This window comes from Candidatus Sysuiplasma acidicola (assembly GCA_019721035.1).
Classification (GTDB): domain Archaea; phylum Thermoplasmatota; class Thermoplasmata; order Sysuiplasmatales; family Sysuiplasmataceae; genus Sysuiplasma; species Sysuiplasma acidicola.
Map to the genome: position 1 here is coordinate 23,414 of JAHEAA010000007.1, position 13,634 is coordinate 37,047.

Consider the following 13,634-nt stretch of genomic DNA (forward strand, 5'->3'; position numbering starts at 1 on the left):
GCCTGTCCGGCGCTCATTCGGAAAGCATGAATGCTCCGATCCTGTTCTGTCCTTCCGCATTCCTTTTTCCGGCCCAGACAGTGATTGTTTCAGCGCTGCATTTCCTTTCCAGTTCCTCCGCTATCCTGACTGCACTCTCCGCAGGAGCAGAGGCGGTTTCAACAAACAGGCACACCATGCCTCCTCTGCCCGATGCATCATGCATCTGCGCCAGAAGCGCGTGTGCTGTCTTCTTCTCCCACCCTTCTCCAGTCGAGTGATCGACAGAATAGGTGCATCTGTAATGTTTTCCTGTGAGTCCTTTCGTCCATTCTGCGTCTGCGTGCTTCACAAGCTCTATCAAAGGCGACGAGACTATCCTGTTCATCACTGGCAGGGCCTGCGTCATTTTCATGCCTGGCGTGCTTTCCAGCACTATATTGTTCTCGAACGCCGCAGTCAGATTCGCGCTTGCCTGCAGTCTGTCGAGATCTCTTCTGGCTTCCGCCCTTCTCATGCCGCCCTCAACGCCAAATGGAAGAGCTACGGAGGCAATGACCGGAACAGACAGCGCAGCGGCTGCCTTTGAAACCACGGCGGCTCCCGAGCCGCCGGCAAATCCTCCCAGGCCGGCAACTACGAATGCTGCGTCGCGACCCTTGAGCAAGGAACGCATCGTCCTGACAAACGGCACATCTGCATATTTGAGCAGCCGCGGTTCCATCTCCCTTACGGACAGCGTGCCGGCATCGAGCTGTATGTCTGCTCCGTATGAATCCACGCTGACGCAATCCAGCTTCCTCAACTCCCTGCCGATGTTTTTTCCGCTTCCTCCGCAGCAGAAGAGCAGTGGACGCAGGCTGCTGCTTTCCCTTATCTCTATTCTGCTCATCCTGAATGCATAACCTTCCTGATTGTGCGCCTTTTTTCACGAGGCATGTGGCGTGGCTATTCGCTTATCAGAAATGAAATTTTTGATATTAGTTTTATAAAAGAATCATGACCTGAAGAATACGAGGCACTCATTTGAGCTCGCTTGGATATGATGGAATAGCCGTACTGTTCGCCGCAGCGGCTATTGTGAGCATTGTCTTCAGGAAGATGCGACAGCCGCTCATCCTGGGTTATATAGTCGCAGGCGTGCTCTCTGCATCGTTTCTGACTGCCGACATCAGACTGATATCGCTCATGTCTGACCTCGGCATAACACTGCTTGCATTCACTATGGGCATGGAGCTCAGTCTGAATGTGCTGAAGGAAATTGGCAAGAAGGTAATCGTGGCCGGCATCATAGAAGTGCTGCTTATGCTCCCGATCGGGTATATAGTGTCCCTTACGCTGGGATGGTCGCCGGAGACGGCAATCTTTTTCGCATCTGCCTTCGCCCTTACCAGCACAACTGTGGTAACCAAGACGATGAGAGACTGCCGGGAGTCGATCAAGTCATATTCAGACCTCGTCCTTGGCCTGCTTGTTGTCGAAGATCTGCTCACCGTCGGACTGCTGGCTATACTGTCGAGCATAACTTCACATCAGGCATTCGGTGTGATACAGCTGCTGGAAATCATGGGAGGCATGGCATTCTTTGCCGTTGTCAGTCTGATCCTTGCCATAAATGTGATACCCAGGGCGATCAACCACATAGTGAATTTCGGAAGCGACGAAATAATTGTCATAACTTCAATGGGGCTCTGTTTTGCGCTGGCGCTCTTCGCCAATGAACTCGGCTTCTCATTTGTCATCGGTGCATTCATAGTGGGTGTAGCCGTGGCCGAATCCGACCACAAGGACAGGATACATTCTAGGATGGTGCCCATCAGGGACATCTTTCTGGCGGTGTTTTTCGTGTCCATAGGCACCCTTATCCAGACATCCTACCTCATCACGTTGCTGCCTATTGCGCTGCTGCTTGGCGTCGTGTTCATCGTCTGGAAGTTTGTATCGGTCACGCTGGGATTTACATTCACCGGATTCGGTCTCCGTAACGCTTCATACGTCGGCATTGCAGCCGGCGCCATCGGTGAATTCTCGTTTGTAATCGGCAGGCTGGGTCTGCAGTTCGGCTTCCTCACTCAGGAGATATACACACTTATCGTGCTGATTTCCGCAGTGACCATTGTCATTTTGCCGCAGACCATCAGGAGAAACGAACGCATCTATAACGCGGTCAAATCTAGAACCCCGGGCGCCGTCGTACTTTATGCACTCGCAATCAGGACTTTCGTGGGTAATCTTCTTAAACAGATATCCGGCCCTCTGAAGATGGAAAAACCATCCAGGGCGCTCCTCCTGACGTTCGGCCTCAATATCATGGTGGTCGTCTCCATTCTCGTCATGACAAAGTATTTCATTTCATACGCCGGATCCATCTCATCCGGCGCATTACTGAACCTGACGCTTCTGATGCTCGGCTATCTGGTCGCTGTAGTGCTTCTACTCTACTCCTCACTCCATACACTGATCATGGAGACAGAAAGATTCTTCGGCGACAGGGACATGGAATCATCTTTTTCGGCAAAGCTCCTCAAACGCCTGCTGCAGGCGGTGTATATGATTGTCGGCTATCTGGTCATCGCATCTTCGGTTACATCTGTTTTCTATTTTGCTCCGGTTACCGTCCTGATATCTGTGGCTGCGTCAGCTGCGATCATCTTTCTCCTCTGGAAGGGAATATCGGATATCAGCATATCCATACCGGGGAGCAAGGAAAGGGGAAAGAGGAATACAGAGAAATCTGAAAATGAAATGCTCATTGAACTCATGCTGCGCTGAGGCCCAGGGGCAGCCATGGTTTGCGCTCAGAATGCGTCCAGTTTCGACTGATCTGTTATGTTTATGCTCTTCATTGGATGCTCAATGCCCATCATGTCCATGAACTCCATTGCATTCTTGGCCGCCTTCGCCCTGCCGTGGTTGTTGAAGTATATCCTGGACACCTGCGCCTTTTCGGACAGCATTCTCACTTTCGGGACCCATGTTTCAAGCTGTCCTCTGGAATACAGGTAGTCATACCTGTTTATCCTGCCGTCATCTTCGCTCTTGCCTCCGTACCATATGTCCCTGTTCCTTCCGTGAAACCTTACGTAAGCATGATCGCCGGTTAGCGAACGCATCACCGGAAATGCAGGGCTGTCGACAAAGACGTTGCTGCAGTTCAGGGATGTCAGTGCATCCTCAGCTTCTGTTATCAGCTGTTCCGTTCCCGGCGTAAGCCAGCTCCTGTCCCTGAACTCAACCGCTATATCATTCCCGTCCTTCCTTATCTCTTCGAGCAGTTCCGCAAGATGAGAGAGACTCCTGTCCGAATACCTGAATTCAGGCGGCAGCTGCAGCAGCACGGCGCCAAGCCTCCCGGCCTTTCTCAACGGCGTTGTGCATACGTCAGCGAACTGTCCTCTTTCGGCAACCGCAAGATCGATTTTTCCGGATGGCAGGAGATCGTGGCTTATCCTTCTGGGCAGTTTGACTGAAAATTCGAACTGCCTGAGATCGGCTGTCTTCTCTATCCAGGAACTGACTGTGGCGGCAGATGGCATCGAATAGAACGTGCTGTTGACCTCTGTTGTAGAAAAGAACTGCGAATAATAGCGCAGCCACTCTGTATGCCTGTGTGAAAGTTCTTTGGGGTAAAAGGGGCCGACCCAATCGCTGTAAGACCAGCCGCTGCAGCCAGTTAGAATATTCACGTATCTTTATACTCCTGCTCGATTAATAAAGATTAACTGCGCCTCCCCGAAACGGAACGCTTTAATCTATCATACACCAATTACTCTCATGTCGCAGGCTTGGAACTGGCTGAACGGTGATACCGGGCAAAGTCAGCGACTACAGTGCATCGTATAATGGGTCCCCTCTAGACTGGGACGCGCCGTCCCTGCGTGACAGGGGGACAACCCCGGTGCACAACATCCCGGCATGGGTCAGGTGCGGGAGTGCGCTGAGCGTTCTGTGAACGCAACAGTTACTGCCGGGAAACAATGTCCTCAGCCGAACACCGAATTTGTCTGTTCCCGCATAAACTGTAGCAGGTAGTACATGCCACCTGCACCCTTGCCCGTAGAACCGCTCATCTTCCAGCCCACAAACGGCTGCGACCCGACCATGGCCGCGGTGGTTGCGCCGGTAGCCTTGTTTGCATAGCAGACACCTGCTTCCACGCGTTCGAAGAACCGGTTAAGCTCCTCTCTGTCATCGCTGAATATTCCTGCCGTGAGTCCGTAGTCTACGGAGTTAGCAAACTCAATCGCCTCGTCGAAGCTCCTGTACTCCGCGAGCGCGAGTATAGGCAGGAATAGCTCCTCACTGAGGAGTCTGTGATCGGCAGGAAGTGCGTCCACTATTGTCGGTTCGACAAAGTAACCTTTTGCCAGCGCATCCATCTTCAGCACATTGCCGCCTGTGAGCACCTGGCCCGATTCCCTTGCATCCAGCACAGCCCGCTCGTATTTCGACACTGCGCCCTTGTCAATGACCGGTCCCAGGAATGTGCCCCGTTCCGCCGGATCGCCCGTGCTCAGTTTTTTCGTATATTCCACCAGTCGTTTTGTAAACTCCTCTTTGATGCTCCTGTGTACGATTGCCCGCGATGCGGCACTGCATTTCTGGCCGCCGAAACCGAATGCTGCAAGTGCAGTGCCTGCGACAGCCTTTTCCATGTTCGCATGCTCAGTGACTATCACGACATTCTTGCCTCCCATCTCCGAGATAAACGGTTTGAAGTTTCCACCGTTGAACTCCCGTGAAAGTTTCAGGCCCACTTCTCTCGAGCCTGTGAAGACGATGCCCCGGACAAGATCATTCCGGGCCATCTCGCGTCCCACTGCAGAACCGGGTCCTGTGACGTAGTTCAGCACGCCGTCCGGAAGGCCTGCTTCTCTGTATATCTCGTAGAGCATGAGTGACATCATAGGCGTCGCACTGCTGGGTTTGAGCACCGCGGTGTTTCCAGTCACTATCGCTCCCGTAGTCATGCCGCAGGCTATGGCGAATGGAAAATTGAACGGTGCTATCACCCCCCATACACCGTACGGTTTCATCACGCTACGGTTGTCTTCAGAAGGTCCAGAACGGCCCATCTCTGTCGTGTAACCCCTGTTGTTTGTTATGAGCTCTCCGTAATATCTCATGAAGTCGATGCCTTCATCAGCATCGCCCATAGCTTCGAATCTGTTCTTGCCGTTTTCAAGTGTCATCATCGCTGCAATGTCGAACTTCCTGTGGGCCGCAATTTCCGCGGCCGCATTCACTATGGAGACCCTTTTCCTGTAGTCTTCGTGCCTCCACGCTGAAAATGCTTCATGTGCAGCCTGAATGGCATCGGCAGCATCCTTTCCGGACCCTTTCTGAAACCTGCCTATCAGCATCTCCCTGTTCTGAGGGGACAAGACTTCGAAAACGCCATCTTTCGATTGTCTGCTCTTCCCGCCTATGTACAGTGGATGAGTGCTTCCCAGCGAATGTCTGGCATTCTCCATCGCCTTTTCGTACTGAGCATGAAATTCCTCTTCCCTGCCTTCTGATCTGAATCTCCTGTATGTGTTTTCATTTACAAACGTCATGGCCGCACCATCCTTACCATGCAATACTCGATAATTACTCTTTTGTGTTTGCGGCCGCGGGCACTTCTTTTGCCATCGGAGTGAAGCTGCTTTTTCCCGGCGGCAGAACCGAAACAATTTCATCTGATGTTGTTTCAAATTCAGCGTGAAGTGCGGCGGCTATCTTCTCCTTTGTCATCGAACCAGGCGTCAGGACCACATATCTGTCTGAGTTCGCTCTGATCGCGCTCACCGGCGCGCATGCGATGCGCCTCTCTCCTTCGTATTCGATGACGCCGAGCGCAAGCTCCAGTTTCAGCCTGTTAAAATAGTTCCTCTTTCCCCTGATCACAAATGCACCCCTCGGCAGGAACTCCCCCGTTTGGGGTGTCTTGCTTACCTGATCAGGCGTTACCCAGTACGCCGAAGCTGCACCTATCTGCGCATTCCATGCTCTGGAGAAGCACAGTGCGAATCCGCAGGCTTCCTCCAGCGTAGCCTCCGTTACCCCTTCTTTCCATTTGACAACCGTACTCGGCGCTCCGTACACGTCAGCATGTGCATAGCGGTCTGTCTGCGCAAGATGCCTGGACACGAGTCTGTCGTTTGTTTTCGCATCCCGTCCGGCGATTACCAGGCATCCTTCGCTGCTTATAAACCACCTGTATGTGTCGAACCAGAATCTCTTTGATGCCTTCCTCATGTGCAGTGCCTGTTTAGGCTTCAGGGAACTAGGGCGGCTGCTCTCCATCTCGGCCAGCGCTTTCTCGGCTCTCCTGAGTTTCCTGTCAATCTCCTTCGCCTGATCATAGATTGAAGAGGCGATAGTGTCTATGTCCTTTGATGTGTCGATCTCCAGCGTGCATCCACCCGCATTGACGGAGATCACGTTGCCTGCTTTCCGCGTATATGTATATGGTGCATCGTTACCTTTCCTGAATGCAGAGATGAGTTTTCCGAACTGTGCGTAATCTGCATATATGGAATCGGCAAAGTTTCTCGCCTTCTTCCCCTCTTCCGTGAGATTCCGTATTGCCTCTCTCTGTCTTTCGAGCAGCTTTTCATGTTTTTCGGCCGCGTCATCCTTCTGTTCTGTCCTCCTGTTGCTGATGTATTGCAGTATGGCGTCGCTGATGGACCGGCACTCCCTTCTCTCGAGTCCGGAGAAAATTGCGAAAGGAACCGGTGTGAATTGTACCGCGTAGCCGTCTGAATAGTAGACCACAGGATGCGGCTTCTCAATGGTCTCGAGTATTATGCCATCTGTCGTCTCCTTCAGCTTTTTCATCTGTTCTTCCGTGAGCTCGGAAGGTCTTGTCTCCTTCACGATGCCTGTCCTCGAACAAATCTCCTCGGCAAAATCCGGGCCGAGTCCGAGCACAGTGGCAAGCGATCTCACAATGTCGGCCCTGGAAGAGAGGAGTGCTTCCCTGAATGCCCCGAACTGGGCAGCCCGGGCATCAAATCTCAGTCCGGGCCTGACATATTCGTTACCCTGTTTGATCTCCGCACTTCCTCTCCGCTCATATTTCATGGCGGCTGTGATTTTTCCCGACTCAACGACAAGCACGTTTCCCCGTCCCATCAGTTCAAAGACAATCTCGGCATTCTCCGGCCTTGAAAAACTCATACGTATGAGCCGATCAAATCCTTCCTGCTTCACGTCCGTTACTCTTGAGTTGTCAAATTTTCTGCGGATCGTTGCTGAGAATTCACCGACTTCAGCCCCATCCTGTTTCTCGAGTCTCTCAGTCAGGAAGAGGAAAAGGCCGTCTGCAAGAACGAGTTCACGTTTCATGGACGGCGCATTGAACCGGATCGAGAAAGGTTTCCCGCCAAACGCCTTTTCGGCATATGCACCAATCAGCGTGGAGAGTTCCCTCTGCAGCAGCAGCACGTCGAGGGAAGTCATTGAATTCTTGTTCCTCAATCAGACACACTTCCGGTATGCAGCAGGCTTTGAGCTGTTTTCGCCGGTGACCTTACGGTTGACGAAAATTTAATACCTTGGGCCAGTTTCTGAGCTGACAGGCCACTGTAGCTTAGTGGTAGCGCATATTGCGCCACTATATAGCGACGCCTTGGTATCATCCGCACAATGAGGCGTAGGTCGAGGGTTCAATTCCCTCCAGTGGCTCCTGACAACTAATGATGTTTCTGCCGATCCATGGAATTGTATTTTTCTATCCCGCCGAAATCGGCATTGTGCCTTATCCTTGCTCCTGTGATGCAGCCTGTCTCTGTCTGTATGCATTCCATGCACCCTGCTGAACATCCAACCGCGTAGCGAATCTGTCGGTCGATAATGATGGCGATATGTAATTGTGCTGATGGAAAGCTTATTGAATTGCTAGCGTATCGAACCACGGCAGGTTGCGCATGGCTGAGTCTCTGGCACGGAAGTCGCTGTTCACAACACTCATAAACATTTTCGGCGCTGTCGTAGCTTACGCCGGTATTTTTGTTATATCTAGATTAATGCCTGCTCCTACAAATGAATTGACCATCGGTCTGATTGGTTTCACCGTCAGTTATGTGGGCATCTTCCTGCCGGTCAGCAGGCTTGGCTTCGGAACTGCGCACATAAAGAAGGTGTCAGAGGGTGCCGACATCGGTGAATGCAATGGTGCAATGATGCTCATAACTGCTGTTCTCACCGGCCTGATGTCTCTTCTCGTTTTTGCAACCATATTTCTGTGGGTCTATCTGCTTCATCACGGATTCGAGACGCCCCTGGAGCTTCAGGGAATATGGATAATGCTCGGCTATACCATTGTCACTGTGTTTGCGAGTGTGCCAATGGCAACATTCAGCGCGAGGAGGGAGGTCGCGAAGGCACAGATAGGCACATTTGCAGGGCATATCGTCAGGGTCGCCGTAATAGTGTTCGTTGTTTTTTCCAGTCTTTCAGTAATCGATGTCATCTGGGCATATTTCCTGGGCGGAGTGGCTTCTGCTGCTGTGACCTTCTATTATTTCAGGGGATACCCTCTCCGTAGACCCAGTAAGTCCATACTCAGGGAATACAGGAAATTTGCTGATCCTCTCCTCCTGCCATCGCTCATCGGTATGCTTCCTGTGAGCCTGTCGGTCGTGCTTGTCCAGTTCTTCTGGCATCTGCAGGTTGCTGGCCTGTTCTATGCCGGTTTCAGGATTACTTCAGTGTTCGTCATACTCGGCGGCAGCGTCTCGAGTGTAATATTCCCGCGGATATCTGAACTTCACAGCAGCGGTAGCGGAGGACAGATAAAGGACAGCACGTTGAAGTCTGAATATTTTCTGTCTTTTGTGCTCGCGCCTGTATCGGCATTCCTTCTGGTATATCCGGGCGGGATACTCCACGTCATAATGTCCAACAGTTTTCTTAAAGCATCGGAACCGCTCGGAATACTCGCATTGTGGCTTTATGTCAATGGGATAGCAGGTCCAAAAAACAGTGTTGTCGGGGGTATGAACAGGCCACGGACGCTGGGATGGATTTCAATCGCCAGCACGTTTGTTTCGATAGCTGTCATGGTGATTGCGATACCCGGCTCAATCTTTAGCATCCGACTGCTCGGCCTCGGAGCAGACGGCGCTGCATTCGGACTGCTTGCCGGTGCAATGGTGACATATTTCCTGTCCCACCGACATGCAGATAAGCTTGCAGGCACGGGTTTCAGCTTCAAAGTTATTGGCTTCATCATAGAGGCGATAGCCGCATATGCGCTCATCTATCCGCTGACATATGCACTGCCGCTTAGCCTTTGGGAGTGGTACGATGTTCTGTTGTTCGCCTGCCTCGGAATGCTTGCTTACGTGGGTCTTGGTATCCTCACCCGAATGGTCGGTTTCGGGGACATCAAAGTGCTGATTGAATCATTTAATCCTGTTGCAATGCGCAGGTATGTCTCTGATGAACTGAAGTCGGAATTCTCCGACGGAAAAAAGTGATTGCCGCCTGAGTCAGAAATATTCCCAGACTATGTCTTCATCCAGGCCTATTCTGCCGATCCATTCAACTGTTGCATTCATGCATTCCGTCGGCACGAGCAGTCTGTATTCATGGCCTTCGGCCTGCACCATCACGAGGGAAGTTAGCCGTTCTTCGGCACTTAACGTTCGTATTGTTTCGCAGGTTTCCACCTGAACAACGACACCTATGCCTTTTTCATTGAAACCGATGAGATCGGGCTGAACTCCGTTGATTTTTCCAGGCTCCTGTTCACCTTCGATCAGCGCTGCCACTGCATGAAATCCTTCGTTCTTCAGCGTGGCGAACATGCTCCTTCTCATCTCCAGTAGTTTATCGTCAGTTTCGCTCATATCACTTCGCAGAGTCCCCGGGCCATTAAATAAAATGTCTGTCCGAGCCAGCGGGACACACTGCGCTCAGAGGTAATCAGCCCTGTTAACAATGTTATGCGGCTTTTTTCCCTGCGCATATCTCACTACGTTTTCATAGGCCCTGATCAAAGAACGTCTTCCCGTGCCGGCGACTGCGCCTGAATTGTGCGGCGAACCGGCGAAATTGGGCAGCGACAGAAAGTCATGCCCTGGCGTGAATTTTGAGCCCTCAGCAGGCTCATTCCACCAGGTGTCAATGCCGGCCCGGAAGCCCGGATTTTCTTTCAGATGTTCATAAAGATCGTTTTCAATAATAATCCGACCCCTCGCGACGTTAACGAGTACTGCATCTTTCTTCATGATTTCCAGTTTGCTTTTGCTGAAGAGACCTCTCGTCTGCTTTGTGAGCGGTGAAGCGATCACCACAACGTCGGATGTTTGCAACATGTCGTCAATACCGTCCGGCGTTGTGAATAAATCCACGTCCTCTTCTTGCGGTTTACTTCTTGAAACGGCAAATATGCGCATGCCCAGCGCCTTTCCGATCTTCGCAACCTCCTTCCCTATGCCTCCGAACCCGAAAACGCCAAGCGTCGCACCCTCAAGTTCCAGCGACCGGGCCTTGTTGTCGAATATACCCTGCCTCATCATCGCCTCATTTGCCTTGATGTTCTTTGCAAGTGACATGATCAGTGCGAACGCGTGCTCTGCCACAGGCTCTGAATAGGCGCCTGCATTGCTGCAAACCGTTATTGTTTCAGGTATGGAAGAGAACCTGATGTAATCCACCCCGGCGGACAAAGTCTGCAGAAGCTTGACGTTCTTGCATCTGGCCACAAGATCGTACAGCGCCTCGGCTCTGTTCCATCCCCATCCGATGAACAGCACATCAAAATCTTTCAGTTCCTGGTCCGTGAATTCTCTCCATTGAGTGTTGACCAAACCGCACCCGGACGCCAGTCTGTCGATTGCATCCCTTGCCTCACTTTCCAGGTGCGCAGCTATCAGGACTTTCAATGTCTGCCTCCCGCAATGTTAATCAAGCAAGCCGGCCCGGTCGGATTTACTGTGTGTTCTCTCATATGCCCTTTTCACATATAGCACAATGATTAAAGTTTGTTCTTTCATGAACCTTCGATGAGCAGCTCTTTACCGCCGGAAATGATCGACAGGGTCTTTCGAACAGATATACTGGAATTACTCGGCAAACTTCCTGACGGCTCCATTGATATGGTTTACGGTGACCCCGATTACAACATGGGTGTGAGTTACGGAGGCGTCTCATACAGGATGGACTTTGACGACTACATTGACTGGTACTCAAAAGTAGCTGCCGAATCTGTACGTGTGCTGAAGGAAACAGGCAATGCATTTTTCATAAATTTTCCGAAACAGAATGCGTACCTGCGCGTAAAGTGCCTTGATGAATTATGCTATGACGTTCGCGACTATTCATGGGTTTATAACACGAATGTTGGCCATACTCCGCGCCATTTTACTACTGCTCACAGAAGCATACTGCACTGCATTAAGACAAAATACAACAGATTCTTCAAGGAGGCCGTCGCCCAGCCTTACAAGAATCCTTCCGATAGACGGATAAGGGAGAATCTGAAGAACGGATCAAAGGGAAGGATGCCATATGACTGGTTCTATTTCGACCTGGTGAAGAACGTGAGCCAGGAAAAGACCGCACATGCATGCCAGATACCACAAAAACTGTCAGCAATGCTCATCAGCGCGTGTACCCTTGCCGGCGACACTGTGCTGATACTGTTTGGCGGCAGCGGTTCGGAAATTGTGTGCTGTCGTGATATGGGACGGAAGTACATTTCTGCGGAAATCGACGAAAGGTATTATCGTATTATAACGGAAAGGCTTGGCCGAAGCACAAAGGGTTAAATGCGCATGCACTTTCGCCCGCACTGTCAGAAATTTTGTCAGTCTGTATTAAAAGTTAAATATCGTCACCTTTTCCTTCAACCCATGAACATGGTCAGGCAATAAGCATGCTACCGAATTTCCTATATCTTCTTGCAATCGCATTTCCCGCGGGTATATTGGGTGCAATGACTGGAATCGGCGGTGGAATCATTCTCATTCCCGTGCTCACTCTGATTGGTATACCAATCAAATATGCGATTGCTGCCAGCATTATGTCGACGATCGCGACTTCAAGCGGCTCGGCGTCTGCATACGTCCGCGATCGCCTCTCTAATGTAAGAATAGGAATGTATCTTGAAATGTTCACCGTTCCCGGCGCTGTTATCGGCGCCACAATCGCTGTTATACTTCCCTCAAAATATGATTTTATTCTCTTTTTCACATTCGCAGCAGTACTGCTCATATCGTGGTGGCAGCTGCTGACCGTCAAAAGGTCTTCCGAACTGCCTTATGTTGAGAAGCAGGACAGGGCATCGAAGTGGCTCACTCTACACGGTGTCTATTTCGACAAGGTCAGCGAGAAATGGATATACTACAAGTCAACCCATGCGCTGGAGGGCGGTTCCGCTATGTTTGGTGTTGGCATGCTAGCAGGTCTGCTCGGTATTGGCGCGGGGGCCCTAAAGGTCACAGTAATGGATTTGATAATGAACCTGTCAGGAAAGGTATCAACAACAACAAGCAACTTCATTATCGGTGTCACTGCGCTTGCCGGCAGCAGCGTCTTCATCGCCGCAGGACTTGTTAACGTCGGCATTGTCGCTCCTGTCATGATCGGTGTTACTGCGGGTGCCTTTCTTGGAACAAAGTTTCTGGTAAAGATGAGAAATGTCCAGGTACGGTACATGTTTCTGTTCATCTTGCTGGGACTTGCTATTGAGATGATACTCAGAGGTGCAGGTGTTCTGCCATGAAGGGAAAAACCGATATGAAACTGGACAGCAGATTCACCACAGATGGAGACATAATCATATCATTCCCCGCTGATCACGACGAAATAGGCAGAATCGAGGAAGAAGTGAACGAGATCAGGCAGCGAAAAGGGCTTGATCTTGAGGCGGCGCTCAGCTACGTCCTGCTGTACGGCGTCCTGATAGCCATGATCGTAACATCTGCCGGTGTCATTGATTTTTATATACAAAATCACAGTCTGGAAATTAACCAGATTGCGCATGTATCCAGCTTTGCCGCTTACGTTTCAAGTGCCACCGGTGCAGTGCTCTCGGGCCACGAATCGTGGTTCGGCATTCTTTCCCTTGGAATAATCATACTGATGCTCACCCCCTACATCAGGGTTCTATCGTCCTGGGTGTATTTTCTGGTCAAGGAAAAAAACACCAAATATGTAGTCATCACACTCTGGGTCCTCGTCATACTCACTGTCAGCCTGTATCTCCGGTGAAATACAGAGACACTCCGGGCAACCAGCCCGCAGCATACTCCCTCGTCAAAAAGCCGGTCTCTCACTTTCAGACAATTCCGTTAATCACATCATCTATCCTCATTCCAAATGCAAGGAATACAATTATTGTGCCAATCATGATCAGGATATCGCGGGAGACCGCCTCAACCGTGAGTCCTGCACCGATGCCCAGAAGTGCGAAGTGGCCCGTGTATCTGGTGCACTTTCTTCCTTTTACAGCCATCTCCGGTCACTGTCTGAGAATTCTGCATGGTGCTTTGAAATTCTCAAACGCCTCATTGTCAGGCGCGAATTAAAACTTCAGCTATACTCTCTCATGGCGATATGAAGCAGGAAATCGCTTTTCCTCATATTCAATGGAAGCACGATTCCCAGCCTGTTTTCACTCCCGGAGGATTCATAGAATGCATCTCACACTGAAACGC

At 50.9% G+C, this 13,634-nt stretch carries 12 protein-coding genes and 1 tRNA gene; 6 read left to right on the forward strand and 7 right to left on the reverse strand.

Features of this window, described 5'->3' with window-relative positions; all coding sequences use genetic code 11:
* Window positions 1-13: 13 nt before the first annotated feature.
* Window positions 14-871, reverse strand: coding sequence for a hypothetical protein (locus tag KIS30_04700; protein MBX8646041.1), 858 nt, complete (start codon window positions 869-871; stop codon window positions 14-16).
* Between the two features lie 134 nt (window positions 872-1,005).
* On the opposite strand from KIS30_04700, the gene KIS30_04705 reads away from it, so the two are divergent.
* The gene (locus tag KIS30_04705; GenBank protein MBX8646042.1) at window positions 1,006-2,751 is read left to right on the forward strand and encodes a cation:proton antiporter; all 1,746 of its coding nucleotides are present in this window, start codon (window positions 1,006-1,008) and stop codon (window positions 2,749-2,751) included.
* Window positions 2,752-2,777: 26 nt separating this feature from the next.
* Here KIS30_04705 and KIS30_04710 read toward each other — a convergent pair whose 3' ends face one another.
* The 3 genes from KIS30_04710 to KIS30_04720 form a co-directional block, all read right to left on the reverse strand.
* Complete coding sequence (locus KIS30_04710; GenBank protein ID MBX8646043.1) at window positions 2,778-3,665, reverse strand: DUF72 domain-containing protein; 888 nt, start codon at window positions 3,663-3,665, stop codon at window positions 2,778-2,780.
* 297 nt (window positions 3,666-3,962) lie between these two features.
* On the reverse strand, window positions 3,963-5,537 hold the full coding sequence (locus tag KIS30_04715; GenBank protein ID MBX8646044.1) for an aldehyde dehydrogenase family protein: 1,575 nt from the start codon (window positions 5,535-5,537) through the stop codon (window positions 3,963-3,965).
* 34 nt (window positions 5,538-5,571) lie between these two features.
* Window positions 5,572-7,446, reverse strand: a complete 1,875-nt coding sequence (locus tag KIS30_04720) for an NFACT family protein (protein ID MBX8646045.1) — start codon at window positions 7,444-7,446, stop codon at window positions 5,572-5,574.
* Between the two features lie 101 nt (window positions 7,447-7,547).
* Here KIS30_04720 and KIS30_04725 point away from each other — a divergent pair.
* Both KIS30_04725 and KIS30_04730 read left to right on the forward strand, forming a co-directional pair.
* Window positions 7,548-7,653 (forward strand) — tRNA-Thr (locus KIS30_04725).
* Between the two features lie 242 nt (window positions 7,654-7,895).
* Complete coding sequence (locus KIS30_04730; GenBank protein ID MBX8646046.1) at window positions 7,896-9,449, forward strand: oligosaccharide flippase family protein; 1,554 nt, start codon at window positions 7,896-7,898, stop codon at window positions 9,447-9,449.
* 12 nt (window positions 9,450-9,461) lie between these two features.
* On the opposite strand, the gene KIS30_04735 is transcribed toward KIS30_04730, so the two are convergent.
* Together KIS30_04735 and KIS30_04740 are read right to left on the reverse strand one after the other, a co-directional pair.
* Window positions 9,462-9,821 carry a hypothetical protein gene (locus KIS30_04735; GenBank protein ID MBX8646047.1) on the reverse strand — a complete coding sequence of 120 codons (360 nt, stop codon included), beginning with the start codon at window positions 9,819-9,821 and terminating at the stop codon, window positions 9,462-9,464.
* 66 nt (window positions 9,822-9,887) lie between these two features.
* Window positions 9,888-10,859 (reverse strand): hydroxyacid dehydrogenase, encoded by a 972-nt coding sequence (locus KIS30_04740; GenBank protein MBX8646048.1) that lies wholly within the window; start codon window positions 10,857-10,859, stop codon window positions 9,888-9,890.
* Window positions 10,860-11,003: 144 nt separating this feature from the next.
* Here KIS30_04740 and KIS30_04745 point away from each other — a divergent pair, with 144 nt between their 5' ends.
* The 3 genes from KIS30_04745 to KIS30_04755 all read left to right on the forward strand — a co-directional run bounded on the left by KIS30_04745 (window position 11,004) and on the right by KIS30_04755 (window position 13,188).
* A complete protein-coding gene (locus tag KIS30_04745) occupies window positions 11,004-11,744 on the forward strand; it encodes a site-specific DNA-methyltransferase (GenBank protein ID MBX8646049.1) in 741 nt (246 codons plus the stop codon).
* 107 nt (window positions 11,745-11,851) lie between these two features.
* Window positions 11,852-12,700 carry a sulfite exporter TauE/SafE family protein gene (locus tag KIS30_04750; protein ID MBX8646050.1) on the forward strand — a complete coding sequence of 283 codons (849 nt, stop codon included), beginning with the start codon at window positions 11,852-11,854 and terminating at the stop codon, window positions 12,698-12,700.
* On the forward strand, window positions 12,697-13,188 hold the full coding sequence (locus KIS30_04755) for a DUF1634 domain-containing protein (protein ID MBX8646051.1): 492 nt from the start codon (window positions 12,697-12,699) through the stop codon (window positions 13,186-13,188). The genes KIS30_04750 and KIS30_04755 overlap by 4 nt, the downstream gene beginning before the upstream one ends.
* Window positions 13,189-13,255: 67 nt before the next feature.
* On the opposite strand, the gene KIS30_04760 is transcribed toward KIS30_04755, so the two are convergent.
* Complete coding sequence (locus KIS30_04760; GenBank protein MBX8646052.1) at window positions 13,256-13,432, reverse strand: hypothetical protein; 177 nt, start codon at window positions 13,430-13,432, stop codon at window positions 13,256-13,258.
* Between the last annotated feature and the right edge of the window lie 202 nt (window positions 13,433-13,634).

Bases quoted from the DNA above. Each gene is read 5' to 3' on its own strand.
- KIS30_04700 (MBX8646041.1), bottom strand. From the start codon at position 871: ATGAGCAGAATAGAGATAAGGGAAAGCAGCAGCCTGCGTCCACTGCTC.
- KIS30_04715 (MBX8646044.1), bottom strand. From the start codon at position 5,537: ATGACGTTTGTAAATGAAAACACATACAGGAGATTCAGATCAGAAGGC.
- KIS30_04730 (MBX8646046.1), top strand. From the start codon at position 7,896: ATGGCTGAGTCTCTGGCACGGAAGTCGCTGTTCACAACACTCATAAAC.
- KIS30_04735 (MBX8646047.1), bottom strand. From the start codon at position 9,821: ATGAGCGAAACTGACGATAAACTACTGGAGATGAGAAGGAGCATGTTC.
- KIS30_04745 (MBX8646049.1), top strand. From the start codon at position 11,004: ATGATCGACAGGGTCTTTCGAACAGATATACTGGAATTACTCGGCAAA.
- KIS30_04750 (MBX8646050.1), top strand. From the start codon at position 11,852: ATGCTACCGAATTTCCTATATCTTCTTGCAATCGCATTTCCCGCGGGT.
- KIS30_04755 (MBX8646051.1), top strand. From the start codon at position 12,697: ATGAAGGGAAAAACCGATATGAAACTGGACAGCAGATTCACCACAGAT.
- KIS30_04760 (MBX8646052.1), bottom strand. From the start codon at position 13,432: ATGGCTGTAAAAGGAAGAAAGTGCACCAGATACACGGGCCACTTCGCA.